The 25,007-nt window shown below is 57.2% G+C and carries 27 protein-coding genes and 1 tRNA gene; 12 read left to right on the top strand and 16 right to left on the bottom strand.

All coding sequences use genetic code 11. From position 1 onward, the window contains the following. Positions 1-2 precede the first annotated feature (2 nt). Together ODQ19_RS05675 and ODQ19_RS05680 are read right to left on the bottom strand one after the other, a co-directional pair. A complete protein-coding gene (locus tag ODQ19_RS05675; protein ID WP_330209532.1) occupies positions 3-476 on the bottom strand; it encodes a peroxiredoxin in 474 nt (157 codons plus the stop codon). Between the two features lie 14 nt (positions 477-490). Further along, positions 491-1,051 (bottom strand): glycine cleavage system protein R, encoded by a 561-nt coding sequence (locus tag ODQ19_RS05680; protein WP_003189463.1) that lies wholly within the window; start codon positions 1,049-1,051, stop codon positions 491-493. Positions 1,052-1,313: 262 nt separating this feature from the next. Between ODQ19_RS05680 and dapA the strand changes: the two genes are divergently transcribed. From dapA to ODQ19_RS05705, 5 genes are all read left to right on the top strand, one after another. After that, positions 1,314-2,192 (top strand): 4-hydroxy-tetrahydrodipicolinate synthase, encoded by an 879-nt coding sequence (gene dapA / locus ODQ19_RS05685; RefSeq protein WP_014717368.1) that lies wholly within the window; start codon positions 1,314-1,316, stop codon positions 2,190-2,192. Positions 2,193-2,209: 17 nt separating this feature from the next. Further along, complete coding sequence (bamC, locus tag ODQ19_RS05690) at positions 2,210-3,325, top strand: outer membrane protein assembly factor BamC (RefSeq protein ID WP_032892980.1); 1,116 nt, start codon at positions 2,210-2,212, stop codon at positions 3,323-3,325. A gap of 4 nt (positions 3,326-3,329) precedes the next feature. Further along, positions 3,330-4,088 (top strand): MBL fold metallo-hydrolase, encoded by a 759-nt coding sequence (locus ODQ19_RS05695; RefSeq protein WP_116666872.1) that lies wholly within the window; start codon positions 3,330-3,332, stop codon positions 4,086-4,088. Positions 4,089-4,115: 27 nt separating this feature from the next. Next, a complete protein-coding gene (gene purC / locus ODQ19_RS05700; protein ID WP_065928209.1) occupies positions 4,116-4,829 on the top strand; it encodes a phosphoribosylaminoimidazolesuccinocarboxamide synthase in 714 nt (237 codons plus the stop codon). Between the two features lie 83 nt (positions 4,830-4,912). Further along, a tRNA-Ser gene (locus ODQ19_RS05705) sits at positions 4,913-5,002 on the top strand. A 95-nt stretch (positions 5,003-5,097) separates the two neighbouring features. Here the strand turns inward: ODQ19_RS05705 and ODQ19_RS05710 are convergent. Continuing rightward, entirely contained in the window at positions 5,098-5,391 is a 294-nt protein-coding gene (locus tag ODQ19_RS05710) for a type II toxin-antitoxin system RelE family toxin (RefSeq protein WP_116666870.1), read from the bottom strand. Further along, entirely contained in the window at positions 5,381-5,620 is a 240-nt protein-coding gene (locus ODQ19_RS05715; RefSeq protein WP_116666869.1) for a type II toxin-antitoxin system RelB/DinJ family antitoxin, read from the bottom strand. The genes ODQ19_RS05710 and ODQ19_RS05715 overlap by 11 nt, the downstream gene beginning before the upstream one ends. 642 nt (positions 5,621-6,262) lie before the next feature. Between ODQ19_RS05715 and ODQ19_RS05720 the strand changes: the two genes are divergently transcribed. Then, positions 6,263-6,514: a DUF6124 family protein gene (locus tag ODQ19_RS05720; protein ID WP_330209533.1), complete on the top strand. Its 252-nt coding sequence runs from the start codon at positions 6,263-6,265 to the stop codon at positions 6,512-6,514. 73 nt (positions 6,515-6,587) lie between these two features. On the opposite strand, the gene ODQ19_RS05725 is transcribed toward ODQ19_RS05720, so the two are convergent. Together ODQ19_RS05725 and ODQ19_RS05730 are read right to left on the bottom strand one after the other, a co-directional pair. Then, on the bottom strand, positions 6,588-7,814 hold the full coding sequence (locus ODQ19_RS05725) for an MFS transporter (RefSeq protein WP_330209534.1): 1,227 nt from the start codon (positions 7,812-7,814) through the stop codon (positions 6,588-6,590). 133 nt (positions 7,815-7,947) lie between these two features. After that, a complete protein-coding gene (locus ODQ19_RS05730; RefSeq protein WP_330209535.1) occupies positions 7,948-8,889 on the bottom strand; it encodes a LysR family transcriptional regulator in 942 nt (313 codons plus the stop codon). A gap of 157 nt (positions 8,890-9,046) precedes the next feature. On the opposite strand from ODQ19_RS05730, the gene ODQ19_RS05735 reads away from it, so the two are divergent. The 3 genes from ODQ19_RS05735 to ODQ19_RS05745 all read left to right on the top strand — a co-directional run bounded on the left by ODQ19_RS05735 (position 9,047) and on the right by ODQ19_RS05745 (position 12,794). Continuing rightward, entirely contained in the window at positions 9,047-10,363 is a 1,317-nt protein-coding gene (locus ODQ19_RS05735) for an MFS transporter (protein ID WP_330209536.1), read from the top strand. An 11-nt stretch (positions 10,364-10,374) separates the two neighbouring features. Further along, a complete protein-coding gene (locus ODQ19_RS05740) occupies positions 10,375-11,607 on the top strand; it encodes a Zn-dependent hydrolase (protein ID WP_330209537.1) in 1,233 nt (410 codons plus the stop codon). A gap of 134 nt (positions 11,608-11,741) precedes the next feature. Then, complete coding sequence (locus ODQ19_RS05745; protein WP_330209538.1) at positions 11,742-12,794, top strand: histone deacetylase family protein; 1,053 nt, start codon at positions 11,742-11,744, stop codon at positions 12,792-12,794. A gap of 18 nt (positions 12,795-12,812) precedes the next feature. Here ODQ19_RS05745 and ODQ19_RS05750 read toward each other — a convergent pair whose 3' ends face one another. After that, on the bottom strand, positions 12,813-13,166 hold the full coding sequence (locus tag ODQ19_RS05750; protein ID WP_330209539.1) for a type II toxin-antitoxin system RelE/ParE family toxin: 354 nt from the start codon (positions 13,164-13,166) through the stop codon (positions 12,813-12,815). Continuing rightward, the gene (locus ODQ19_RS05755; RefSeq protein WP_442962727.1) at positions 13,163-13,567 is read right to left on the bottom strand and encodes a ribbon-helix-helix domain-containing protein; all 405 of its coding nucleotides are present in this window, start codon (positions 13,565-13,567) and stop codon (positions 13,163-13,165) included. The genes ODQ19_RS05750 and ODQ19_RS05755 overlap by 4 nt, the downstream gene beginning before the upstream one ends. A gap of 210 nt (positions 13,568-13,777) precedes the next feature. Here ODQ19_RS05755 and ODQ19_RS05760 point away from each other — a divergent pair, with 210 nt between their 5' ends. Beyond that, positions 13,778-14,680 carry a LysR family transcriptional regulator gene (locus ODQ19_RS05760; RefSeq protein WP_116666932.1) on the top strand — a complete coding sequence of 301 codons (903 nt, stop codon included), beginning with the start codon at positions 13,778-13,780 and terminating at the stop codon, positions 14,678-14,680. Here ODQ19_RS05760 and ODQ19_RS05765 read toward each other — a convergent pair. Both ODQ19_RS05765 and ODQ19_RS05770 read right to left on the bottom strand, forming a co-directional pair. Then, positions 14,672-15,430: a substrate-binding domain-containing protein gene (locus ODQ19_RS05765; protein ID WP_116666862.1), complete on the bottom strand. Its 759-nt coding sequence runs from the start codon at positions 15,428-15,430 to the stop codon at positions 14,672-14,674. The genes ODQ19_RS05760 and ODQ19_RS05765 overlap by 9 nt on opposite strands. Further along, positions 15,427-16,734 (bottom strand): MFS transporter, encoded by a 1,308-nt coding sequence (locus tag ODQ19_RS05770; protein ID WP_330209540.1) that lies wholly within the window; start codon positions 16,732-16,734, stop codon positions 15,427-15,429. Before ODQ19_RS05770 ends, ODQ19_RS05765 begins: the two co-directional genes overlap by 4 nt. Positions 16,735-16,930: 196 nt before the next feature. On the opposite strand from ODQ19_RS05770, the gene ODQ19_RS05775 reads away from it, so the two are divergent. After that, positions 16,931-17,077, top strand: coding sequence for a hypothetical protein (locus ODQ19_RS05775; RefSeq protein WP_165861633.1), 147 nt, complete (start codon positions 16,931-16,933; stop codon positions 17,075-17,077). 246 nt (positions 17,078-17,323) lie between these two features. Next, entirely contained in the window at positions 17,324-18,250 is a 927-nt protein-coding gene (locus ODQ19_RS05780; RefSeq protein WP_003189553.1) for a LysR substrate-binding domain-containing protein, read from the top strand. Positions 18,251-18,725: 475 nt separating this feature from the next. Here ODQ19_RS05780 and ODQ19_RS05785 read toward each other — a convergent pair whose 3' ends face one another. From ODQ19_RS05785 to ODQ19_RS05810, 6 genes are all read right to left on the bottom strand, one after another. Next, positions 18,726-19,682, bottom strand: a complete 957-nt coding sequence (locus ODQ19_RS05785; RefSeq protein ID WP_330209541.1) for a hypothetical protein — start codon at positions 19,680-19,682, stop codon at positions 18,726-18,728. Between the two features lie 41 nt (positions 19,683-19,723). Further along, positions 19,724-20,908 (bottom strand): amidohydrolase family protein, encoded by a 1,185-nt coding sequence (locus ODQ19_RS05790; protein ID WP_330209542.1) that lies wholly within the window; start codon positions 20,906-20,908, stop codon positions 19,724-19,726. A gap of 18 nt (positions 20,909-20,926) precedes the next feature. Next, a complete protein-coding gene (locus ODQ19_RS05795) occupies positions 20,927-21,946 on the bottom strand; it encodes a TauD/TfdA family dioxygenase (protein ID WP_330209543.1) in 1,020 nt (339 codons plus the stop codon). A 141-nt stretch (positions 21,947-22,087) separates the two neighbouring features. Then, the gene (locus tag ODQ19_RS05800; protein ID WP_330209544.1) at positions 22,088-23,158 is read right to left on the bottom strand and encodes a fatty acid desaturase family protein; all 1,071 of its coding nucleotides are present in this window, start codon (positions 23,156-23,158) and stop codon (positions 22,088-22,090) included. A gap of 181 nt (positions 23,159-23,339) precedes the next feature. Then, a complete protein-coding gene (locus ODQ19_RS05805; RefSeq protein WP_116665153.1) occupies positions 23,340-23,876 on the bottom strand; it encodes a hypothetical protein in 537 nt (178 codons plus the stop codon). A 14-nt stretch (positions 23,877-23,890) separates the two neighbouring features. Further along, positions 23,891-24,850 (bottom strand): isopenicillin N synthase family dioxygenase, encoded by a 960-nt coding sequence (locus tag ODQ19_RS05810; RefSeq protein ID WP_330209545.1) that lies wholly within the window; start codon positions 24,848-24,850, stop codon positions 23,891-23,893. Positions 24,851-25,007 lie beyond the last annotated feature (157 nt).

Here is a 25,007-nt window from a genome sequence, read left to right on the forward strand (position 1 = left end):
GATCAAGCCTTGTTCAGCGCCTGCGCTGCCGCCAGAACCGCATCAACATGGCCCGGCACTTTCACGCCGCGCCATTCCTGACGCAGTACGCCTCGGCTGTCGATCAGGAAGGTGCTGCGATCCACGCCCAGGTATTCCTTGCCATACAGCTTCTTCAACTTGATCACATCAAACAGCTGGCAGACCGCTTCGTCCTTATCGCTGATCAGCTCGAAAGGAAATTCTTGTTTGCCCTTGAAGTTCTCGTGGGACTTCACGCTGTCACGCGACACGCCGAACACTTCGGTATTAGCGGCCTTGAACGCGGCGTACTGGTCACGAAAACCCTGGCCTTCGGTGGTGCAGCCAGGGGTGCTGTCCTTCGGGTAAAAGTAGATCACCACTTGCTTGCCCTTGAGGGCTGCGAGGCTGAAGGTCTGGCCGCTGGTGGCCTGGGCCTCGAAGTCGGCCACGGGTGTGTCGATGGCTACCGGCATAGAGAGGTACTTCCTTACATGGGGTTCTGTGGGCGCCATGGCTCGATCAAGGCGTCGAGGTTCAGGGCATCGGCGAAATCCAGGAACTGGTCGCGCAGCCAACTGATCTGTACGCCGGCCGGCAAGGTCACGGTAAAGGTGGCATTGAGCATGGTGCCGCCGGTTTGTGGCGCCTGGTAGGTGTCACAGGTCAGGTTTTCCAGCTCGACGTTGTGGTCGATAAAGAACTGGCACAACTCGTTGACGATGTCCGAACGGTAGGCCGAGCTGACATAGGCTACGTAAGGCAGGGCCTGGGGACGGTTTTCCAGGGCGGCGCTGCGTACCACGTTGACGGTGAAATCATGCTTCTTGGCCAGGCCCGGCAGGCCTGTTTCCAGGCGCGCCAAGGCATCCCAGGAGCCAGAAATCTGCAGGACCAGCGCACTGCACTCGCCATGGCGGGTCAGGCGGGAGGTCACGACGGCGCAGCGGTTCTCATGGCTGGCGCGGCACAGGACGTTGGTCAGCTCCATGGGGTTGGCGCCGAGGGCACTGATAACAAGGAATTGTTCGCGAACTGTGGGGGTGGACATGCAGCCTTCCTAAAGCGATGAGCGGTCGTTACCGTGTGGGCGGTATCGATCAAAGGATCAAGGGTAGCGAAAAGCGTCGCCAAGGGCTAGGAGGTGGCGTTTTCATTGCGTGATCAGCCCGCTTCGGGCGGTGCTTTGGCCTAATGATGGCATTGCCCGACGTTTAGTTGCGCCAGAACGCATCCTCACGCGGTACTTCGCTTGTACAAGCATCTTGGCGCCAGTACCATTACGGCTCTCTTTTTCCGGCAGGAGCGGTTGCATGATTGCGGGCAGTATGGTGGCACTGGTCACACCCATGGATGCACAAGGTCGTCTCGACTGGGACAGCCTGGGCAAACTGGTGGACTTCCACCTGCAAGAGGGCACCAACGCCATTGTGGCGGTCGGCACCACAGGTGAATCGGCCACCCTCGATGTGGAAGAACACATCCAGGTGATCGAGTTCGTGGTCAAGCGCGTAGCGGGCCGCATTGCCGTGATCGCCGGTACGGGCGCCAACTCGACGCGTGAAGCGATCGAGCTGACCAAGAACGCCAAGAAGGCCGGCGCCGACGCTTGCCTGCTGGTAACTCCGTACTACAACAAGCCGACCCAGGAAGGCTTGTACCAGCACTTCAAAGCCATCGCCGAAGCCGTGCAGATCCCGCAGATCCTCTACAACGTACCGGGTCGCACCGCGTGCGACATGAAGGCCGAGACTGTGATCCGCCTGTCCACCGTGCCGAACATCATCGGCATCAAGGAAGCCACCGGCGACCTGCAGCGCGCCAAGGACATCCTGGCCGGCGTGAGCAGCGACTTCCTGGTGTATTCCGGTGATGACGCCACCGCTGTCGAGCTGATCCTGCTGGGTGGCAAGGGCAACATCTCCGTGACCGCCAACGTGGCCCCGCGCGCCATGAGCGATATGTGTGCCGCCGCCATCGCGGGCGATGCAGCCACCGCTCGAGCGATCCACGAGAAGCTGATGCCGCTCAACAAGACACTGTTTATCGAATCCAATCCTATTCCCGTGAAGTGGGCGCTGTTTGAGATGGGCCTGATGCCGGACGGTATCCGTCTGCCGCTCACCCGCCTCAGCGAAGCCTGTCACGAACCGCTGCGACAGGCCCTGCGCCAGTCCGGCGTCCTGGTTTAATTGAGGAAGCACTACGCATGAAGCGATTGGCCGGACTTTCCGCACTTGCCTTGATTATCTCCAGCACCAGTGGCTGCGGTTGGGTATGGGGCCCGGAAGGCTACTTCCGTGACCGCGGCAGCGATTACCTGGAAGCGCAAGCAACCAAACCGATGCAACTGCCGCCTGATGTCAATGTCGCCAAGCGCCTTGACCCGCTGCTGCCGATTCCACGCAACGTTGCCGACGACACGGTCAAGGGTGAGTACGTAGTGCCACGCCCACAGCCGATTATGGCCGTGGCCGATGCCAGCGACTACAGCCTGCAGAAAAGCGGCGACAACCGCTGGATAGTGGCTCAGCGCCCACCTGCCGAAGTCTGGCCGGTGGCGGTGCAGTTCTTCCAGGACAACGGTTTCCGCCTCGACCAGCAACGTCCGCAGACGGGTGAGTTCACCACCGCATGGCAGCAAGGTCGCGAGCTGTCCGCCAACATGGCCCAGCGCCTGCTGGCGGGCGGTGTTGCCGCCGACAGCGAAGCCCGTGTGCGTGTGCGCATCGAGCCCGGCGTGCAGCGCAATACCAGCGAAGTTTATGTAGTCAGCGCCGAGCGGCCTGCCGGCAGCACGGCTGACGTCGACTTCACGCCGCGCTCGGTCAACACCGGTGTCGACGCCGCGTTGGTCGACGAAATGCTCGCCAGCATGAGCCGTATTTCCGAGAAGGGTGGTTCCGTATCCCTGCTCGCCGCCCGTGATTACGACACCCCTAGCCGCGTCAGCCTCACCGAAGACGGCAGCGGTAACGTCGTGCTGAACCTGGGTGAAGACCTCGACCGTGCCTGGGCCAGTGTTGGCCGCGCGTTGGAGCAAGGCCCTTGGCGCGTTGAAGACATCAACCGCAGCCTGGGCCTGTACTACATCAACGTGGCTGAAAAGGCCGAGAAGAAGGACGACGAGCCAGGTTTCTTCGGCAAATTGTTCGGCAGCGCGCCGACCAAGGAAGAGATCGAAACCCGTGCCGAGCGTTACCAGGTTCGTTTGAGCAAGGTGGGCGAAAGCGTGCAAGTCACCGTCGAGAAGAACATCAACACCGTCGCGCCAGCTGAAACAGCGCGTAAAGTGTTGGGCGTGATTCAAGACAACCTGGGCTGATCCGATGCGTTTTGCCGTTCTCGGCAGCGGTAGCCAAGGGAACGGTACGCTGGTCGCCCATGATGACACGTACGTGCTGGTCGATTGTGGTTTCTCCCTGCGGGAAACCGAGCGGCGCCTGTTGCGCCTGGGGGTTCACCCCACGCAACTGAGCGCGATTCTGGTAACCCACGAACATGCCGACCATGTGCATGGCGTGGGTTTGCTGTCTCGGCGCTACAATTTACCGGTGTACTTGAGTCGCGGCACGTTGCGCGGGATGCGCAAACCCATTGAGCCTGCTGGCTTCCTGGCCGGTGGTGAGCAACTGCACATTGGCGCCCTGAGCATCAATGTCATTGCGGTTGCTCACGATGCCCAGGAGCCGACGCAATATGTATTCAGTGACGGTGAGCGGCGCTTCGGTGTGCTCACCGACCTGGGTTCCTACTGCGCCAAGGTGCTGGAGGGTTACCGGGACCTCGATGCCTTGATGATCGAGTCCAACCACTGCCGAGACCTGCTGGCGCGCGGTCATTACCCTTACTTTCTCAAGCAGCGGGTGGGCGGCGAGCTGGGACATTTGAACAACCACCAGGCCGCATACCTGGTGTATGAGTTGGGCTGGCAAGACCTGCAACACCTGGTCCTGGCTCACCTCAGCAGCAAGAACAACCTGCCGACGCTTGCCCGGCAATGTTTTGTCGACACCCTAGGGTGCGACCCGGACTGGCTGCAATTGGCCGATCAAGATTCAGGGCTCGACTGGCGACACATCGCCTAGCCCACCTTACTCAAAGCGGAGCCCATCATGGAAAAACGTGAAGAACTCTACCGCGGCAAAGCCAAGTCGGTGTACAAGACCGACGACGCCAACCGCCTGATCCTGCTGTTTCGCAACGACACCTCGGCGTTCGACGGCAAGCGCATCGAACAGCTGGATCGCAAAGGCATGGTGAACAACAAGTTCAACGCCTTCATCATGCAGAAACTCGAAGCGGCCGGTATCCCGACCCAATTCGACCAACTGCTGGGCGACAACGAATGCCTGGTCAAGAAGCTCGACATGATCCCGGTCGAGTGCGTCGTGCGTAACTACGCCGCCGGCAGCCTGGTCAAGCGTTTGGGCGTGGAAGAGGGCCTCAAGCTCAACCCTTACACCTTCGAACTGTTCCTGAAGGACGACGCCAAGGGCGATCCGTTCATCAACGAATCCCACGTCGTGGCGTTCGGTTGGGGCACCGCTGAGCAACTGGCGCGCATGAAGGAGTTGTCCCTCAAGGTCAACGACGTGCTGAGCAAGCTGTTCGACGACGCCGGCCTGTTGCTGGTGGACTTCAAGCTGGAGTTCGGCGTGTTCCACGACGGCTCCATTGTTCTGGGCGACGAATTCAGCCCGGACGGCTGCCGCCTGTGGGACAAGGACACCAAGAAGAAGATGGACAAAGACCGCTTCCGCCAAGGCCTCGGTGACGTGATCGAAGCCTACGAAGAAGTCGCCAAGCGCCTCGGCGTACCGCTGTAATCGACGCAAGCATCTGATAGCACGGAAAAAAATCGCTTCGGCGCTTTGCATCCATCAATCATGCTGTTATGATGCGCGCCGTTGGAGAGATGCCAGAGTGGCCGAATGGGACGGATTCGAAATCCGTTGTACCTTCACCGGTACCTAGGGTTCGAATCCCTATCTCTCCGCCATTACATAGAAAAAGCCCCGTAGCTGAATAAACTGCGGGGCTTTTTCGTTTTTAGCCTTTATTAACGGCTGCTTCAGGGAATTGTTGTAGTCCTGCCTAACGCTGATCAAGGCGCTCAGACGCTTTGCGATAAGCCTGATCTCGTTCACGCTTATCGACGGCGACCACGAACACCGTAACTTCCTGATCTATCACTTGATACACCAGCCTGTACCCGCTGCTACGCAGTTTGATCTTGTAGCAGTCAGGCAGCCCATGTAGGCGGTTAGCCTCAATACATGGGTTGTTCAGGACTTCGACCAGCTTCTTCTTGAGTTGCTGACGGAGGGTGTCGCCGAGTTTCTGCCATTCCTTCAATGCACGCGCATCAAAATCAAGGCTATAGGTCATCCAGAGAAACCCTCACACGTTGAGGCGACGCAAGGCGCTCACGTACGGTCTCCATCAAGGCTTCATCCTCTTCAGTCATGAGGACAGGCTTAAATGGCAACTGGCCGCGTTCGGCAACATATTGCAACGCCTGACGTATCAGTTCAGAAGGTGTGACACCGAGTTTCTCCAGCTCTAGGTAGGCACGAGCTTTCAGGTCGTCATCGATACGGATGTTGATAGATGCCAAGGGATAGCTCCTTGTGTAATGACGTTGGTCATTACATTGGGGCAATCGGGTTTCATTGGCAAGTCTGTCTGGACATACGGCAGTCGCTCTCATCTGTTAATCCTACTTCTTGGCCGTCGGCTTTGCCGGGCGCTTTTTATCGGTTTCCCTCACCGTTTCCCTTGGTCTTCTCTTCGCCTCTTGCTCTGTTACGTATTCACCTGTGACCGCATCGCGATATCTCGTTGGCATATCAGCACCCTTGACAGTATGTCGCCACGGCGGCGACCTTTTGAGGCTAGCTTGCAGGCTTATGCACACAAGGTTCCTGGTGGGGATTCTGGTTACCGAGCTTTTCCGAAACAGGTGCTTACGTTGTGCCGGTTCGACAGTTTTCCAGCAGGGTTGCGTTGACTGGGGCAGGGCGCTAACCTTTCGCCGTCGCCCTCATGGCGACCGGTTTTGACAGACTGATTTACAGGTGTACGACCTCCATGCGATTACAGGCTTTTCTGCTGTGACGTCGTTTTATGGCGGCTGTGCGTGGGGCATCTTCGGGTGCGCCGGGTCCTGTATACCGGTCTGTCAACCCGCGCATAGCTGCCACCTGATTCTGTTTGACAGCGGGATGTGGCAGCTCCCATTGCATACAGGAGCTACACAATGAGCAATCTCGATTCTGACTCCGAATTTTCCCCTCGGAAAATCTTCCATGTAGGTGCAGATGTTGGCACCGAAGAAGCCCTCACAAACGCCACTGAAACCCTCTCATCCGCCCTTCAAACCGCCTACCAATGCGCCGAAGATCCGGACAGCACTCAGTCGCCCGTGATCATGGCCCTAGCTCAATTGATCGAAAACGCGCAAATGCTGGTGGATGCCGTCCTCGAGCGTGATTTCCCCGCGGCCAAATAAATACCTGCTCCCTGAAACGAAAAAAGCCTGCTGAACTCAGCTCTCAGCAGGCTTTTTTGCGGATGCAGTCCGGTCAGGCAGGCTGTGCCACCAGGTTATTACTGACCTTGCGCCCCAACACCAGCACGGTCGCAAACCCGAACCCTACTAACACCGTGGCCAGGCTCAACAACACCGAACTGCCCATTTGGTCGACGATCCGCCCGCCAAAGAATGAACCCAGGGCGATGATCACCTGAAACAGCGCCACAAACAGCGGCATACCACGCTCTACGTCCTTGGGCGCCACCACAAACATCCAGATGCTCGCGCAGGCTGGGAACGCGCCGAAGGCGAAGCCCCAGAGGGCGATCAGCATCGCCGCGCCGGTCATGCCGGTGGCGAAGTAGGGGAACAGCGCGGTGCTGGTGCCGATCATCAGTGCGACCAACAACAGGGTGTTGCGTACGCTGCGGTTGGCGGCAAAGCCGGCGAAGATATTGCCCAGCACCCCAGCCACGCCATACAGCAACAACAGCGAGCCAATCGTCGGCCCGTCGAAGCCAGAGCTGTGTTTAAAGAACGGCGCGACATAGGTATACGCAGCAAAGTGCGCCAGGCCGATCAGCAGCACGGCGATCAACCCGACCCGTGCTTGTGGGTTGATAAACAAAGCCGGCAGGTCACGGATCTGAATGGCTTTCTCAGGGGTGAGTCGCGGCAGCAGGAAGATTTGCGCCAACAGCACCGGAATGCCCACCAACGCCGTGACCAGGAAGGTCATGCGCCAGCCCATCAGACCACTGAGCCACGTACCTACCGGTACGCCCAAGACGGTGGCCAGTGTCACGCCCATCATGATGATCGAGGTGGCTTTCGCAACCCCAACGCCTTTGGGCGCCAGCCGCCCGCTGAGGGCAATGGCCGTGGCCCAGAAGCCGCCGATGCTGATGCCGAGCAATACGCGACCGAACAGCAGCAGGCTGAAATCGTTGGCGAAGGCCACCACCGAGTTGGCGATGATCATCACCAGTGTCAGGCCGATCAGCAGGTAACGACGGTCCATGGCGCCAATGCTGACCGACAGAAACGGCGCGGCGAGGGCGGCCATGATACCGGGCAATGTCACCATCAACCCGGCGTGACCGGCACTGATGCCCAGATCGCTGGCGACGTCGTTGAGTACGCCCACCGGCAGGAATTCACTGGTCACCAGGGCAAAGGCACCCACGGCGACCGAAAGAATCGCCAGCCACTGCTGTTTGACGCTTTGTTGATTATGTTCGGGAAGGCCGCTAGGGGCCTGGCTCGCGCTTGGCATGGGATTGGGTTCCGGGAGGAATGTCGCCTGAAGCCAGGCGAGGAGGGAATGTGGGGCGATTATAGGAATCAGTGTCGGCAATCGTTCAGGCGCTCGTTTCGATAGTAATCATCAGTGCTATCGATGTGAGCAATCATTTTTCGGCCAACCGTTCCAGAAGACGCTCAATAAACACCCCCTCCGCCCGACTCATCTTCTGCTCCCGATTCCAAAGCACGTGAATATCCACATCCGCAATCCCCTCATCCGGCGGCAGCCGCCACAGCAGCCCGCTCTTCACATCGTCCGCCACCACATGAGTGGGTAAGCAGCCCAAGCCAAACCCGGCAATGACCAATCGCCGCACTTCTTCCAGGCTGGAGGATGACGCCACGATCCGCCCACCGAACCCTTGCTGATCGCGAAAAATCGTCAGCGGCGAGAGCATCCCGCCGATCTGGTCGCTGGTAAAACTCACGAAGTTTTCCGACTGCAAGTCCCCTTCGACCAAGCCTGTGCGTCCGAACAATGGGTGGTGTTTTCCACAAAAAAACGCATAACGCTGACGCAGAAACAGATGCTGTTCCAGGCGCGGTTGCGGCCGACGGTTGAGGCTCAGCCCCAAGGTCGCGGTTTTCTCCAGCAGCGCGGCGACGATGTCGGAGCTGCGCATCACTTCGACCTCCAGGTCTACCCGTGGGTGCTCGCGATGAAAGCCTGCGAGAAAGTCATCGAAAGTGTCGGAATTAATCCGGCTGATCATCAGCAAGCGCACTTTGCCGATCACTTCATCGCCGGGCTTTTGCAGCGCGTTGCTCATCTGCGAGACCTGACCGTACATCTCCCCGGCAATGGCGAAGATCTGTTCACCCGCCTCGGTGAGTACGAAGCGCGGGCCACGGCGCACGATGAGCTGGCAATCCAGCTGCTCTTCCAGACGTTTGAGTGCCTGGCTGATGGCCGGTTGCGTCAGGTGCAGGCGGGCAGCAGCGCGGCTGATGCTCAGTTCCTGGCCGATCACACGGAAGGTGCGCAGCAGGTTCCAGTCCAGGCGGTCGTTGAGCAGGGGGTGAATATCGCGGCGGGATTCGGGCATGGTGTCGCTCGATAATAAGCAGTATTTATAATCAAGATAATAAATAGAAAATTGACTAATCATAGCCCCGGGCCGAAAAATCGGGCTTAACAAGCGCCATCAGAACGCATCGGTTTGACCTTCTCCTGCCAAAAAAATAACCAAAGGAGCCAGCCCCATGAAGCCTTCCGCTTCGCCGCAGCCTCGCCGTGCCGCGGCCGCCGCCTTTATCGGCACCATGATCGAGTGGTACGACTTTTACATCTACGCTACCGCCGCCGCGCTGGTGTTCGGTCAGCTGTTCTTCCCTTCCGACGATAAACTGTTCAGCACCATGGCCGCATTCGGCACCTTCGCCGTGGGCTTTTTCGCACGGCCGTTGGGCGGCATCGTGTTCGGCCATATCGGCGACCGCATCGGGCGCAAGAAGTCCCTGGTGATTACCCTCGTGATGATGGGCGTGGTGACGGTGTGTATCGGCCTGTTACCGACCTATGCGCAGATCGGCGCCGCAGCCCCGGTGCTGCTGATCCTGCTGCGCGTGGTGCAGGGCATTGCGGTCGGCGGCGAGTGGGGTGGGGCGGTGTTGATGGCCGGGGAACATGCGCCAAAGGGGCGCCGTAACTTCTTTGCATCCTTCGCGCAGTTGGGCAGCCCGGCCGGTTTGATTCTGTCCTTGCTGGCGTTCAGCGCCGTCACTCGTCTGCCGGAAGAAGACCTGCTCAGTTGGGGCTGGCGCCTGCCGTTCCTGGCCAGCGCCTTGCTGCTAGTGGTCGGCCTGGCGATTCGCCTGGGTGTGAACGAGTCGCCGGAGTTCCTTGAAGACAAGGCCCTGGCGGAAAAGGCCCGTGCTATTAAAAAGGACCAAGCCCCCGTCCTGGAAGTGCTGAAAACCGCTTGGCGCCCGCTGTTGTTGTGCATTGGCGCCAATACGTTGGGGATTGCCGGCGTGTATTTCACTAACACCTTCATGATTGCCTACAGCACTCAGCAATTGGGCCTACCGCGCTCGTTGATTTTGGAATGCCTGTTCTTCGTCGCCATCATCCAGTTCTGCGTTCAGCCTCTGGCCGCCTGGGTGGCGGAGAAGGTCGGCGCTACACGGTTCCTGTGCGCCATGACCGTACTGGCGATGGCGTCGCCGTACCCGATGTTCGTATTGGTCAGCAGCGGCCAGGCGCCCTTGATCATCCTTGGCATTGCCCTCGCGGTGGTGTGCATGGCGTCCTTCTACGCCGTCATTGCAGGCTTTGTCAGCGGCCTGTTTGAAACACGTGTGCGCTACACCGCGATCTCTCTGGCTTACCAGGTATGCGGCGCATTGGCCGGCGGCCTGACACCGTTGATCGGCACTTGGCTGGCCCATCAATACCTGGGCCAATGGTGGCCGATGGCAGTGTTTTACAGCGTGATCGCGGCGGTTTCTTTGGTGTGCGTGCTGGCCTTGTCCCGCCGCCACGCCACGGCTCACCGCCTGGAAATGGCACACAGTTGAGGGAGTCAGCAATGTTGAAGATTAATGGCGAGCGCCTGTGGCATAGCCTGATGGCCATGGCCGAGATCGGCGCGACGGCACGCGGTGGCAGCTGCCGCCTGGCATTGAGCGCTGAAGACAAGGCTGGTCGTGAGCTGTTCAGCCACTGGTGTAAAGCAGCCGGCCTGACGTTGAGCGTGGATGCTATCGGCAACCTGTTCGCCCGCCGCGCGGGCACCGATAACGACGCAGCCCCTGTGATGATGGGCAGCCACCTGGATACCCAGCCCGAAGGCGGACGCTTCGATGGGGTGTACGGCGTGTTGGCTGGTCTGGAAGTGATCCGCAGCCTCGACGACCACGGCATCCAGACGCGCAAGCCGTTGGAAATTGCAGTGTGGACCAACGAGGAGGGCGCCCGTTTCACCCCAGCGATGCTGGGCTCGGCGGTGTTCACCGGCACGCTCGCCCTGGACAAGGCACTGGCCACCGCCGATGTAGACGGTATCAGCGTGAACGAGGCGTTGCGCACCACCGGCTACAACGGTGAGCGCCCGTTGGGTGGTGCGGTGGATGCGTATTTCGAGGCGCATATCGAGCAAGGCCCGATCCTGGAAGACAACGCCAACAGCATCGGCGTAGTCACCGGTGGTCAAGCGATTCGCTGGCTCGATGTGCGGGTCGAAGGCATGGCCGCGCACGCTGGCACTACGCCGATGCTGTTGCGTAAAGATGCGCTGTACGGCGCGGCGAAAATGATCCAGGCCCTGGAAAACCTCGCTGCCGATTTTGCCCCGCAGGGTCTCACCACTGTGGGTGAACTGAGCATCGCCAAGTCGTCGCGCAACACCATCCCCGGATTGCTCAATTTTACCGTCGACCTGCGCCACCACCACGACGCCGACATCGACGCCATGGAGCAGCAAGTGCGTGCACGCCTGCAGGCGATCGCTGACCACCGTGGCCTGAGCGTCACCATCACGCCTCACTGGATCAGCCCGGCCACGCCGTTCGACGCCGAGTGCGTGGCCTGCGTGCAGGCTGCGGTGGACGGCTTGGGCTACAGCCAGCAGACCATCGTCAGCGGTGCTGGCCACGATGCGATTCACCTGGCGCGCTATTGCCCCACCGCGATGATCTTCATCCCCTGCGTCGGCGGCCTCAGCCACAACGAAGCCGAAGATGTCTTGCCCGACGATGTGCGCCAAGGCACCGATGTCTTGCTCAACGCCGTCTTGAAACGCGCCGGGCGCGTTCATTTCTGAAGGCTGACGCCATGCCCATGTGGGAGCTGGCTTGCCTGCGATAGCGGACTGTCAGAGAACAATGTACTGCCTGATTCACCGCAATCGCAGGCAAGCCAGCTCCCACAGGTTCTGTGTTTATCCAGGAGCAACTCATGAAGACGTTTTTCCACCCCGAACAACTCCTGCACCACCCGCGTAGCTACTATTCCCGCGGCCAGATGCGCACGCCACAGGAGGTTCCCGAGCGAGCGCGCAACCTGCTGTTGGCTGCGCAAACCCTGGGCTTCGATATCCAGCAACCGACCGATTACGGTATGGGTCCTTTGCTCGCCGTGCACGGCAGCGCCTATTTGGCTTTTCTTCAAGAGGCTCACCCGCGTTGGAAAGAGATCCCCGAAGACTGGGGCGACGAAGTCATGTCCAATATTTTCGTGCGTGAACCCAATGCCCTGCGCGGCATCCTGGCCCAGGCTGCACGCTACCTGGCCGATGGCAGTTGCCCCATCGGCGAGTTGACCTGGCGCTCGGCTTATTGGTCGGCGCAAAGCGCCGTCGCCGCTGCGGGCGACCTCCTCGATGGCGCACCTGCCGCCTACGCCTTGTGCCGGCCGCCGGGCCATCACGCCCGCTTCGACGCGGCCGGTGGCTTCTGTTACATCAACAATGCGGCCGTGGCTGCGCAAGCACTGCGACAAGGTTTCCAGCGTGTCGCCGTGCTCGATACAGATATGCATCACGGCCAAGGCATCCAGGAAATTTTCTACGACCGCGACGACGTGCTGTATGTGTCGATCCACGGCGACCCGACCAACTTCTATCCTGGCGTGGCAGGTTTTGCCGAGGAAAAAGGCGGTGGCGCCGGCGAAGGGTACAACCTCAACCTGCCGATGCCCCATGGTGCCAGCGAAGCGGTGTTCTTCGAAAAGCTGGAGCAGGCCCTGGCAGCGGTGAAGCGCTTCTCGGCGGATGTGCTGGTGTTGTCACTGGGCTTCGATATCTACGAGCTGGACCCACAAAGCAAAGTCGCGGTGACGCGGGAAGGCTTTGCGCGGTTGGGAGCCCGCATCCGCGCGCTGGGGTTACCCAGCGTGATCGTGCAGGAAGGTGGGTATCATTTGGAAACGTTGGACAGTAATGCCCAGGCATTTTTCGGTGCGCCAACGGCTTGGAACGCGCTATCAGGCCCTTCATTAAAGGGTGTTTGAACGCTAAAAGCCTGCTGATCAGTTTTCAGCAGGCTTTTCAGACCTTGTCGGGTGCTCGTTCTCATCTGCGTGCAACAACGCCGTGTAGTCTTGCCCGCCGTAAAACACCCCCACTATCGATACCGTTTTGAAGTCAGGCTTCACTCTGAAAGCAATAACGGTGCTGTGACGATGGTGAGTGATGCGTAAGTCTTTCAGCAGGTCGTCACGGCGCATGCCACGCAAGGGAAACAGGGCAAGGCTTTCACAGTAGCTGATGAGGTTATCGATAAAACGTGCCGCTACAGGAGGGGAGCCGACATCGCTGATGTAATCCTCGAGGGCATCGAGTTGCACCAGGACCTGGGGCGAAAAAACTACCGAGTAGCTCACGCTTCCCGTGTGCCTTTGCGCTGACGTCTGGCGGCCATCTGTTCGCGGACCTGTTCTGGCGATAACCCAAGCTCAGGCTTGGCCTCAAGGGCGGTCGCTGCTGGGATGACTTCGTCTCTGAGCCAATCTTCCATGGCACGATCACGCGCCAGCAACGCCCGCAGGCCGTCGCGAATCACTTCACTTTCGCTGGCATATTCGCCAGCAGCCACCTTGGCTTTGACCAGGGCAGCCATTTCAAGGGGCAAGGTGATGCTCATTTGCTGGGTTGAGCGCATGGGGTTATCCGCCAGGGTTGAGTAGGATTCAATCCTACTCGACCATTGGCGCGATGCAAGAAGCAACTGATCGATGCCGATGCCCGGCGCCTCGTCGTCCATCCAGAAGGGGTAGGTTTCCATGAGTTGCTACGTCTCCAGTTGTGTAGGTCAGGCCCCAAGTATTGACCCGTTTTGGCGATCGCGTGGCCGCAGGCGGCCGATAACCTGCTGATATGTATGACTTCATATGTGTAACAGGATGATCTCGGCAAACCGTCTCGGCACACATGGCGTCCCACCGGCTCCCATACGATAATGCTCGCCACCTCGACCACCTTTGGCCTGCCTCCCGTGATCATCAACTTCGACCTCAACGACCTCCAAGCCTTCCGCGCCGTGGTGGACAAGGGCAGTTTTCGTGGCGCTGCCGAGGCCATCCGTATCTCGCAACCGGCCCTCAGCCGGCGTATCGAAAAGCTTGAATCCGCGCTGGATGTAAAGCTGTTCGAACGCACCACGCGGCGGGTCAGCCTGACCATGGTCGGTCGTGCCTTCTTGCCCCAGGTGGAGCGAATGCTCGATGATCTGGACATCGCCTTGATGGGCATCAGCAACGTCGCGTCCACACGCATGGGCAACGTCACCATCGCCTGTGTGCCGTCTACCGCGTATTACTTCATGCCCCACGTGATCTCCGAATTCCACAAGCTGTATCCGAAGATTCGCCTGCGGGTGCTGGATGCCAGTGCCGGCGAGGTGTGCAATGCGGTGGCCAGCGGCGAGGCAGACTTTGGCGTGAGTTTCAGCGGCAGCCTGGCCGATGAGGTGGAATTCGAGTTGCTGCTGCAGGAGCGCTACGTGCTGGCCTGTCGGCGTGATCACCCTCTGGCTGCGCGTGACAGCGTGAGCTGGACCGAGGCTTATGAGCATGACTACATCGAGGTGGACAAGACGTCGGGCAACCGCTTCCTGCTCGACCAGGCCCTGCGTGGCGTGCGGGTGAAAAAGCCGAGTATCTGCGAGACCCACCATGTGACCACGATGATCGGGCTGGTGGAGGCGGGGCTGGGCGTGGCGATGGTGCCGTCGATTGCGATGCCGGCGCACACTCACCCGATTCTGGTCAGTGTGCCGCTGGTGGAGCCCCAGGTGCTACGCAATGTGGGCCTGATCAAGCGCCGCGGGCGGACATTGCCACCGGCGGCGCTGGAGTTGGAGCGACTGGTACGGGAGATGCCGTTCCGGTCAGCGTGACACCGAGTCCAGGCCGGTGGATTGCACCTCGGGCTGGGCCTCGGGCGATGCCATGAACTGCAACAGCGCCTTGGCCTGCTCCGGGTGTTCGGCGTTCACCGGAATGCCCGCAGCAAAGCGCGTCACCGACTGCACGTCTTCCGGGATCTTGCCCACAAACGTTACACCCTTGACTGGCAACAACTCCGCCACTTGCTGCAAGCCGACCTCATAATCGCCCTTGGCCACCTGCTCGCCCACCGGCACGCGTTCGATCATGGTGCCCTTGGCCGGCATGCCGAGTTTCTTGAACAATTGCTTCTCGACATACACGCCGCTGGCGCTATCTGAATAGGCCACCGACTTGGCTTGGCTCAGCACAGCCTTGAGCTCGGCATCGGTATTGATCGAAGGTTTGGCCGCACCTTCCTTCACCACCAGGCCGATCCGCGAGTCCGCCAATTCCACGCGGGAGGCGGGGTCGACTTTGCCTTGTTTGATCAGTTCATCCAGGGCATAGCCGACCATGATCACCACGTCGGCGTGTTCGCCACGGGCCAGGCGGTTGGGAATCGCTTCCGGCGCCTTGCCCATGGACGGGCCAAGGATGGTGTCGAGGGTGTCACCGCTTTGCTCGGCGTATTGCGGGCCGAGCAATTTATACGCGGCGGTGAAGCCGCCCGAGGTCATGACCTTGAGTTGTTCGGCCTGGGCGGTCAGCGCCAGGGTGCCGAGGACGACAGCAGTGAGGGTCTTGAACAGCGGTTTCATTGCGCAGCCTCCTGCATGACTTGGCCACGGGTATTGGCGCGGCGATACAACGCCAGGGTCGAACACAATGCACACAGCGCGGCGAAGATCATCCAATACGCAGGTGAAGCCTTGTCTTCAGTGATGTGAATGAACCAGGTGGAGATCGCCGGGGTAAAGCCACCGAACACTGCTGTCGCCAGGCTGTAGGCCAGGGAGAAACCCGCCACACGCACTTCCACCGGCATGATTTCAGTCAACGCCGGGATCATCGCGCCGTTATACATGCCATACAGGAACGAGAACCACAGCAGGGTTTCCAGCATGTGCGCAAAGTTTGGTGCGTTGACCACGTAGGACAATGCCGGATAAGCCGTAAGGACAGTCAGCACCGTCATGGCGATCAGCACTGGTTTGCGGCCGAAGCGGTCGCTTAACGTGCCGCCGATCGGCAGCCAGAAAAAGTTCGAGATCGCGACCAGCAAGGTCACCAGCAAGGCGTCCGAGGTGCTCAGGTGCAACACGGTTTTACCGAAAGTCGGTGCGTACACGGTGATCAGGTAGAACGCGGTGGTGGTCATGGCCACCATCAGCATGCCGCCGATGACCACGGTCCAGTTCTTCACCAGGGTCGCCATCACTTCACGCATGGTTGGGCGATGCTTGCGGTTGGCGAACTCTTCGGTTTCCTGCAGGTTGCGACGCAACACAAAGATAAACGGAATGATCACGCAACCGACGGCAAACGGAATCCGCCAGCCCCAATCGGCCACCACCGCAGGTTCCATCCACACGTTCAGGCCATAACCCAGGGCCGCGGCGACGACGATGGAGATCTGTTGGCTGCCCGACTGCCAGCTGGTGTAGAAGCCTTTACGGCCCGGCGTGGCCATTTCGGACAGGTACACCGACACGCCACCCAGCTCCGCGCCGGCCGAGAAGCCTTGCAGCAGGCGCCCCAACAGCACCAGAAACGGCGCCCATAGGCCGATGGTCTGATAACTCGGCACCAGTACGATCAGCAGCGTACCGCTGGCCATGATCGACAGGGTCACGATCAAGCCTTTGCGACGGCCCACGTCATCGATGTAGGCACCCAGAATGATCGCGCCCAATGGACGCATCAGGAAGCCCGCGCCGAACACGGCGAAGGTCATCATTAATGACGCAAACTCATTAGCGGCCGGGAAGAACGCGGCAGCGATATAGGTGGCGTAGAAACCGAACAGAAAGAAGTCGAACTGTTCGAGGAAATTGCCCGAAGTAACGCGCAATACCGCGCCTACTTTCGAGGGGGCAGCCGCAGGCCGGGAAGGGGTCGTCATGGTTTTGTGTCTCCAGCGTTCTTTTTAAAGTGCTTGTTTCGCTTAAGACTTGGGATAGTGGCTGACACATTTAGAAATGATAAGTGACTAATTTGGATGAATTGATGCGTATTGGCTATCAATCTGGGCCGGCTTCAAAACAGCCTGCTGTGTTCTATGCTTGAAGCTGTGTCCAATTCTTATGGGCGGAGACGTTATGGGGAACGAACAGAAGCAGCACAATGAGCCGGAGCGTGAAGAACCCCGGCGGCAGCGCGAAGACGAAAAGCCGCAAACCTGGAAGCACCCGGACGACGGCACAGAGCTTTCCGAGCGTGACCAGGAGCGTCCGCTCAAGCCTTGATCATCGGGTAAAACGCGGTCTAACTGTGGGAGCGGGCTTGCTCGCGAAGGCGGTGGATCAGCCGACGACTCCGTTGACTGACACACCGCCTTCGCGAGCAAGCCCGCTCCCACATTTTTATGCGCAGCGGCAACCTTCACACGCAGATTTACCGTCCCCAACCCGCTTATTGAGCAGTACGCACATAGACGCAGCCCCGCAGCCTTCCTACACTGCCGCTTGTCTTGGGGAAAGGGGCAGGCGCCGATGAATCGCAATGAATTACGCAAGGCCGACATCAACCTGATGGTGGTCTTCGAAGCACTGATGCTCGAGCGCAATGTGACGCGGGTGGCGGAGAAGCTGTTTCTCGGCCAACCGACCATCAGCTCGGCCCTCAACCGCCTGCGTACCCTGTTCAACGACCCACTGTTTATTCGTGTCGGCCATCGCATGGAGCCTACGGCGCGCGCCGAGGAGATCATCCAGCACCTGTCGCCAGCCCTGGACTCGCTGTCTTCGGCCCTGAGCCTGACCCATGATTTCGACCCGTCCATCAGCACCATGACTTTCCGTATCGGCCTGTCCGATGACGTGGAGTTCGGCCTGCTGCCACCCTTGCTGCGCGCCTTGCGCCAGGAGGCGCCGCAGGTGGTGTTTGTGGTGCAGCATGTGGATTACTGGCGTATTCCCGACCTGTTGGCTTCCGGCGATATTACCGTCGGCATCACCCAGACCCGTGGGTTGCCTGCCAATGCCAAGCGTAAGCTGTTGCGGCACATCCGTCCGTGCCTGCTGCGCGCCGATGCCTCGGACACACCGCTGACCCTCGACGAATATTGCGCACGGCCCCACGTGCTGGTGTCCCACACCGCCAACGTCGCCGGGTTTGCCGATGAGTGGCTGGCAGAGGTAGGCCGCAAACGCCATGTAGTGCTCTCGGTGCCGCAATACAGCTCGTTGCCGGCCTTGCTTGCCGGCACCGACATGATCGCCAGCCTGCCGGATTACACCGCCCAGGCCATGGCCGCCAGCGGGAACCTGTTCTGCGAGCCGTTCCCGTTCGAAACCCCGACCCTGGATTTGTCGATGGTGTGGCTCAGCCATGTCGACACCGACCCGGCGGAACGCTGGATGCGCTCGCGGCTGGAGGCATTCATGAGTGATCGCGGGTTGGTAGCGAATAAAGCCTGAGGCTTATATCCGTGCTATGGGCAGGGGGGCGGCTCAAGAACGGCTAATCCTTAACGTGCTCTTCTTGAATGGGATTGCTAATCAGCGACGCACGCAAAATACGGATGCGTTGCTCGGAGTGATAGGCGCCTGCTTCTGTAAACCTGAGGAATGCTCGCGAGCAACACTTACAGCCCCAGATGCTTGAAATATTATAAGGAAAGAAGTCAAAGCAGATAGGCGCGTCTTCAGACCAGAAATGGGTACCGTTCGGGTGGTATTCCTCAAGACTGAGTTCATGTGCCCTATCGGTCGAGATTTCGCCTATGAAGCGCAATAGGCTGCTCGCCTCAAGTGTTTTGGGTAAGGTTTCCCACCCCTGCGACAAGCCCCGAACACAAGAGCAGGCAGTAGACTCCAGAGAAGAGCGTTCGGCAATCTGCCTGATAGTTTCTGGCGTGAGTATCATTTTTATGCAGTTCCAGACGGTAATAGCTCAGATTCGATTCTTGCTTAAAACCAGTTTGTTCAAATAGCTTTCAATTTTGGGTAAAACAAACTGCAGTATCTTCGGCATGGTGTGAATAGGCAGTTGGCAGCATGCAAAATACAACGCCATTGTGGGCGATATGCTGACACCAAGAGCAGACCATAATAGACCAACATTTCTATTGCCACCGTTGAGGGCCATGGTGAACTTGGAGATCAATGACCCGGGATATAAACAGCCCATGAGGAGTTGCAGGCAGATGTTGATGCAGTAGGCGATAGCGATCATTGAGATGGCCAGCGAAGGGGTCTCCAGAATTACCTGCTGCATGCCCGCCATCGTGCCTACTGCAAAGAGGAAAAGCGCGATGACGACAATACCGTCAATAGCCAGGCCGTGCGTGGCGACGAAGGTGTGCGAAAAACGACGTATCAAAATAGCAGCGCCTTCGGCGCCTCCTATCAACACGGCCAGTCTGATCGCCAGATCAACAGGGTTCAAGGAGAGTGAAAGGCCATCAGCGAATAGGTGGAGTATCAGCGGAGCGGTGACAGGGATAATTGCCATTGAGCAGAGTGCAGTCACCAACGACATGGAAGGGTCAAGCCCGAGCATTCTCGCGACGGCTGCATTTCCGCTGGCGGGCGGGGCGGCAACAGCGATGGCTATCGCAAGGGACAGTTCTTGATTGCCGGTGAGGTAAAGCGAAAGCATTCCAAAAATATAAGGGCAAGCCACCACCATCAGGGCTGGAAATATCAGGGATATTTTCAAGTTTCTTGCTGCCGTGATGACTTCAGCGTTGTTAATACGCAGGAGAGTGCCCAGGACAAATATGAAAACCATGACGGGGAGCAACGGCCTCGCCAAGTCTGCAAGATAGGGAATAGCCAATCCAATTGCGCAACCGCATGCGAGTACGGTAGGCCCTCTGCGCGTAATTTCGGGCAGAATTCTATGCATATGAGTGCTCTCGAGGCGACGTCCCTTTCGGGACGCTGCTATTAGGTACGCAGAGTTATTTCAGGTGTGACAGATGGCGGTGGCGAGTTCCTGGATTGCCTCACGACCAGGCGCCCATCGATCAGAATCGAGGTAATACTTGGAAGGTCACCACTGCTGAAACTTCCAAGTACGCTGGGTTGCGCTCCTCCCAGAGGCCCGCAGGCGATCAGAATGTCGGCTTCTCTTCCGACGCCCAGAATCCCGCGATTCAACTTTCGCACCTTGGCGGTGTTACCCGTTGCGAAGCAGACGGCCTTTTCCGGTGGTACGTCGCCGAAACTACTGAGCAAGGCAATTGCCCTGAGCATGCCAAGCGCGGGAACCCCACATCCGGCAGGAGAATCTGTGCCAATGACGATGCGATCCAGCTGGTTCATTTCTCGTGCGTAATTCAGGGTGGTGACCGCCGCGAACTCGTTCCCGTTATGTACGATTTCCAAGGCACCCAGACAGCCTTCGCACAGGCATCTGATTTGGCTTGGTGCCAGTGCGGTATAGCCGCCATTGATATGCCCGATGATATCGGGCGCAATTTCAAGGATCTCTTCTGCGCCCATGCTCTGGGAGGTAGAAATTGAAGGGCCGCCCGTGTGGGTAATCGAGGTCATGCCGTGTTTGCGAGCCATTTTGACCAATTCAGCTGCACGACTGACTGATTTGACAGGGCCTATCCCGACCTCTCCCAGTTGGTTGATGCCTTGCGCAACCATTTCGGCGAAGTCCTGATCCGAAAATTCGTCGTTGAGCAGTGGCGCGCCGGCTTCCATTTTTATTCCGCTAGGGCGTGCGTTGGAGAAAGAGCGTTGCGCTGCGATTGCCATGGCGATAGTACCGACCCTGTCGGTCGGTAGCCCCGGAACGTGCACTTCCCCGGCAGAGATCATGGTCGTCACGCCGCCCTGCAAGGAGTGCCAGATCCAATTGTGGTTGCCAGAGCGCGGGCTGTACTCACCCAGGGTCGGGTGAGTGTGGTTGTCGATCAAGCCTGGCATGACCGTGCTCTGTTTGGCGTCAATCAGCAGGTCTGCGTGTGAAAAATCTACATCTACTGCCTGACCAACGTAGGTGATGATTCCATCAACACTGACGAGGGTATCCGCTGTAATGAGTGGAGTCGCGAGATCACCCGTGAGGAAAGTGCCTATATTATGAATGATTGACGTATAGGGCGTATGGTTCGACATTTAATTTATCTCTTTATATCATCGAGTAACGGGTTCGAAGATTCGCGCACCACACTTGTTGAATGAACGGAAGTTCCACAAGTTGTTAGTGATGAATAAACGCTGGATCCAACGATATGCATGCCCCTCTGGATCGAAACTGGGGGTGAACTTATCACGCGAATGGAGCATGAAACGATTGTTGATGTACACCAACTTGCCAGGTTGAATGTCCAGCGGCCGCGCTACGCTTTTAAGCGCGTTGTAAAACCTCAACAGGGTATTTTGTGCTTCGTGATCAGCGGCAATTACCATGTCCGGGTAAAACGCGGCAGTGACTCTAGGGTGAGTCAGCGGGCCGCTCAGAATTGGATATACATGAGTTTCTTTCGCGCCTGCGGTACTGTTCCTCCAGCGGTAGGGCTGACGAATGATGAAATGTTTGCCATATAGGATTTCAATATCGGCCTGTTCCAGAACCTGAAGGGCTTCCCTCGCATCGGCAACCCAGGTTTTCGGGCCCACCCCGGCAGGGTCACCGCGAACGCCGAGAAGCAAAAGAGCCAGCGGCGAGGTGTCTCCACGGGAGTCATAAGCCTGAAAGGCATTTTCGGTGTGCAGGTCCAACTCCAGGTCCGAACCGTTGCCGGTATACTCGCCTACGGCCTCCGGATGCGGTACCAAGTCATTGACCAGTTTTGGCCCCTCATGCTTGATGGAGTAGGGCTCCGCTATCAAACTGCCCAGGGCAACCAGCACATTTTCAGAAAGGTAACCACTTTTGAAGTTCAAGCTATTAGCGTCGCCTTGCGGGCTGCCAAATGTGTCATCAATCGGAAAATTCTCAAATACACAATAAGAAGCATCGTCATCTTTAAGTGATTCAAGCTTTTTTAGAAGTCGCGCGGGAAACTTTTGATAAGCGGTCATGCGAATGAGGTGAATGTAGTCTCGCCCTCCCGTTGGCTCGTAACAAATGTCTATGAGCGCGTCCCGAATACTCTCTTTTTCAACGGCCGTCAGCCAGAAGCTGTTGGCGTCTGCACATGAATCGTCCACACGCACTCCTTTAAAGATCTGATTGATTTGTCATGAGTTAAGTTATAAGTAAATTACGACTTTCAAGCGCCGAGGTGGGGTCTCCTTAACCACGATCTGACAGTTTCCAAACATTGATAAGGCCCGACCTGAGTGGGTGACTCAACCTAAGAGCTTATCTGTGTACGCACCGGTGAAATGATGGGTGTTAAATTGGCCATCAGCATCATAGGGTTGTCCTTCATCGGTGCTGATGATTCTTGATAATCGCCCACGATGATAGGCAGTCAAGAAGTTGAAGAATGGCGTGCTTTCTTCTCTTGTGTCAGATACTCCGTAAAGCCTCAACTGTTTGATTATTGCGGCTTCAAGTTGTGGCAACATATACCAAGGGCACGTTGGAAAGCAGTGGTGGGCCGCGTGGTAACCAAAATTCAAAATAATCAGATTGAGGAAGGTAAACTTTCTTGCCACCGGTACGGAGAAAGTGTTTTTGATTTCGTAGTGTTTTCCATGGGTTAGCTTTTCTCCCTGCGTATACACCTGCTGGAAAGAATGCTGGAAACAGTCGACGAATCGTACGATGTGTATCCTCAGGAAGGAGGAGGCTTGCCATACCAGCACAACCATCAGGGAGAACCGGGCAAACGTAGCGAAGGCTACAACGTAAATGCACAGGCTTCCAATACCCCTTGCAACCTCGCGCCTGCTGCCACTAAATATCACAGCGTAAATATTGGTAAGCTTGATCAAATAGTAGAAGGCGGGAAGGTATATTTTTTCTGCAACAATGATCGCACTAAACAGCCTTGGATGAGCGACAGCAAAGTGACCACTATCGAACCCACCAATATCAATTTTTTCGGCATGATGGCGAACATGATCTTTTCTATAGGCTTCAAATGAAAAGAAAGAAAGGCCGTTAAGGAAAGACAGCAGCTCTCCGACGACAGCATTGACTTTCTTCGACTTGAAAACAGAATTGTGCGCGCAATCGTGGCTCAGGTACCAGGACCAGATTTTCGCAAGGGCAATTAAGATAATCGCACCGAGTGCCGCAACGATCTGTTGAGTATATGCCAGGAATATGCCCCATACAGTGAAGGTTGCTATCACACTTAGTATCACCACCGATGGCAATAGTTTTCGCTCTTTAGCTATTGAAATAAGCAGGGTTTTCACGTTGGCGTCTTTGATGGCGCGCAGATAATTATCAGCATACAGTAAAGACATCTCATCACCTTCAAGAGCAAAATTCACTGAAACGCTTATTGACCTGGTTTGGGGGCTAGCATTGAACAGCGGATCAAGCCTGGGCAGGCGTGATCACTTCCGTGCGCATGTGGAACTCACGGCGGGGTTCGAATATGTGTGCGCACACAATGCCAAAGATGTAGTGCAGGTGTGCGGGTGTCTAGGGTTCTTTTGCTGTTGCTTCTGGCGCCAGTGAAGGCGGCACTAGCGAGACCGTAGCGTGAGTATCCGCGCCCGAGGGTTGATCGCCGCTACTGGATTTGTAGCCGATCAGTATCACGCCGACGATGCACAATAAAACACCGGCAATGTTTAAATAGGAGAGTCCTTCTTTAAGCAGAAATACTCCGATGAAGCCGAGCGCAATATTGATAATGGCGCCGGTAACGATATTGCCCGTGCTGAGGTCCCAGCCACTGCGATACATCATCAAGAAGCCGATTTCCATCATTAAGATGCAAAACGCGATGCCTCCCTGAAGCCAGGTCATTTGCTTCAAGCCCGCGAGTAACGTTCCACTGCCCAAAAAAAACGGCAACATCAAGGTGGACAGGATAACGATCGCCACATAAATACTGACAATTGAAACCAAGGGGTTGATCGTAGACGGTATTTTCTTCATGAGCATGTGATAGCCCACGGTGCCCAGTATCGCTACGATCGCTGATAGATAGAATGTGTATTCTTTACCTAGCACGTTCAATGCTCCTACTAGTTGGGTTCAAGTTCACGAAATGTGGTGGTTTCCAAGAACCTCTGGTCCATGTACTCACCCGCTATGATCGCTCTGTATTTCGCAGGACTGCCCTCTGCGCAACAGCTGGGCAGGCACTCCACTTTGGCGGTGTAGTCTGGATCCATAAAAAAGGCCGCCGAGTGACGTAATTTGCCAGAGGTATTTATCACTCGATGCAGCGTTGCCTTGTAACGGTCATTCGTCCAGCGAGACATTAGATCTCCGACATTGACGACAAAGGCATTTGGGATGGGTTTGACTTTGATCCAGGTGCCGTGAGCACTCTGTACCTCCAACCCCCCGGTGGCACTTTCCGAGATCATGGTTATCCAGCCGAAGTCTGTATGCTCTCCAGCACCCATCGGCGCTCCCTGCGTGTATTGAGTGGAGGGATAACGCAGGACTCTCAATTGTGCCATCGGCTTCTTGAATTTATCATCGAAGTAATCGATCGGCATATTCAGCGCAAGGGCAAACACGTTAAGCAGTTTTTTTCCGAACGCGAGCATTTGCGAGTGATATTCCGTCATCGCAAGCTTGAAGTCGGGCAATTCCTCTGGCCATACATTGGGGCCGTAAAAAGGTAATTTGGCTTTTACGAACTCGTCGTCAAGCGACAAGTCCGCTGCCATGTCAAAACCCTCTTTGACATCGCCCAATATGCCATCCGACTTATCAGCGCCTTCGCTAAAGTAGCCACGCATATAGGGAGATTTATGAATTTCGATTTTCTCCTTGGCCTGAACAGGCAGGTCGAAAAACGATTGTATTTGAGAGAAGACAGTTGAAATAAGCGTGTCATCTACACCGTGATTGACGACGGTGAAGAATCCGACCTCCCTGCACGCGTTGTCGATTTCCTTTATTAGACGTGGTGATATCTCTGCGCCCTGCGTCAAACTACCGACGTCAATGATAGGTATGTTCTTTTCCATGGATGCACCATTTGCTCTAAAAAAGGCGCAACGAGACCTACTCCATGAATGCTGAAGTGCACTCAGGGATAGACCGTATATAGGCCAGTGTCATTTATTTAGACTAAGGAACTCCGTCAACCCGCAAGCGCTGTCAGTAAGCACTCGACATTCTCGA

The organism is Pseudomonas sp. AM4(2022), assembly GCF_036346515.1.
In the GTDB taxonomy this organism is placed as follows: Bacteria; Pseudomonadota; Gammaproteobacteria; order Pseudomonadales; family Pseudomonadaceae; genus Aquipseudomonas; species Aquipseudomonas paracarnis.

Coding starts and splice junctions, on each gene's coding strand:
- ODQ19_RS05675 (WP_330209532.1), bottom strand. CDS start 476: ATGCCGGTAGCCATCGACACACCCGTGGCCGACTTCGAGGCCCAGGCC.
- ODQ19_RS05680 (WP_003189463.1), bottom strand. CDS start 1,051: ATGTCCACCCCCACAGTTCGCGAACAATTCCTTGTTATCAGTGCCCTC.
- dapA (WP_014717368.1), top strand. CDS start 1,314: ATGATTGCGGGCAGTATGGTGGCACTGGTCACACCCATGGATGCACAA.
- bamC (WP_032892980.1), top strand. CDS start 2,210: ATGAAGCGATTGGCCGGACTTTCCGCACTTGCCTTGATTATCTCCAGC.
- ODQ19_RS05695 (WP_116666872.1), top strand. CDS start 3,330: ATGCGTTTTGCCGTTCTCGGCAGCGGTAGCCAAGGGAACGGTACGCTG.
- purC (WP_065928209.1), top strand. CDS start 4,116: ATGGAAAAACGTGAAGAACTCTACCGCGGCAAAGCCAAGTCGGTGTAC.
- ODQ19_RS05710 (WP_116666870.1), bottom strand. CDS start 5,391: ATGACCTATAGCCTTGATTTTGATGCGCGTGCATTGAAGGAATGGCAG.
- ODQ19_RS05720 (WP_330209533.1), top strand. CDS start 6,263: ATGAGCAATCTCGATTCTGACTCCGAATTTTCCCCTCGGAAAATCTTC.
- ODQ19_RS05725 (WP_330209534.1), bottom strand. CDS start 7,814: ATGCCAAGCGCGAGCCAGGCCCCTAGCGGCCTTCCCGAACATAATCAA.
- ODQ19_RS05730 (WP_330209535.1), bottom strand. CDS start 8,889: ATGCCCGAATCCCGCCGCGATATTCACCCCCTGCTCAACGACCGCCTG.
- ODQ19_RS05735 (WP_330209536.1), top strand. CDS start 9,047: ATGAAGCCTTCCGCTTCGCCGCAGCCTCGCCGTGCCGCGGCCGCCGCC.
- ODQ19_RS05740 (WP_330209537.1), top strand. CDS start 10,375: ATGTTGAAGATTAATGGCGAGCGCCTGTGGCATAGCCTGATGGCCATG.
- ODQ19_RS05745 (WP_330209538.1), top strand. CDS start 11,742: ATGAAGACGTTTTTCCACCCCGAACAACTCCTGCACCACCCGCGTAGC.
- ODQ19_RS05755 (WP_442962727.1), bottom strand. CDS start 13,567: ATGGAAACCTACCCCTTCTGGATGGACGACGAGGCGCCGGGCATCGGC.
- ODQ19_RS05765 (WP_116666862.1), bottom strand. CDS start 15,430: ATGAAACCGCTGTTCAAGACCCTCACTGCTGTCGTCCTCGGCACCCTG.
- ODQ19_RS05770 (WP_330209540.1), bottom strand. CDS start 16,734: ATGACGACCCCTTCCCGGCCTGCGGCTGCCCCCTCGAAAGTAGGCGCG.
- ODQ19_RS05775 (WP_165861633.1), top strand. CDS start 16,931: ATGGGGAACGAACAGAAGCAGCACAATGAGCCGGAGCGTGAAGAACCC.
- ODQ19_RS05780 (WP_003189553.1), top strand. CDS start 17,324: ATGAATCGCAATGAATTACGCAAGGCCGACATCAACCTGATGGTGGTC.
- ODQ19_RS05785 (WP_330209541.1), bottom strand. CDS start 19,682: ATGCATAGAATTCTGCCCGAAATTACGCGCAGAGGGCCTACCGTACTC.
- ODQ19_RS05790 (WP_330209542.1), bottom strand. CDS start 20,908: ATGTCGAACCATACGCCCTATACGTCAATCATTCATAATATAGGCACT.
- ODQ19_RS05800 (WP_330209544.1), bottom strand. CDS start 23,158: ATGTCTTTACTGTATGCTGATAATTATCTGCGCGCCATCAAAGACGCC.
- ODQ19_RS05810 (WP_330209545.1), bottom strand. CDS start 24,850: ATGGAAAAGAACATACCTATCATTGACGTCGGTAGTTTGACGCAGGGC.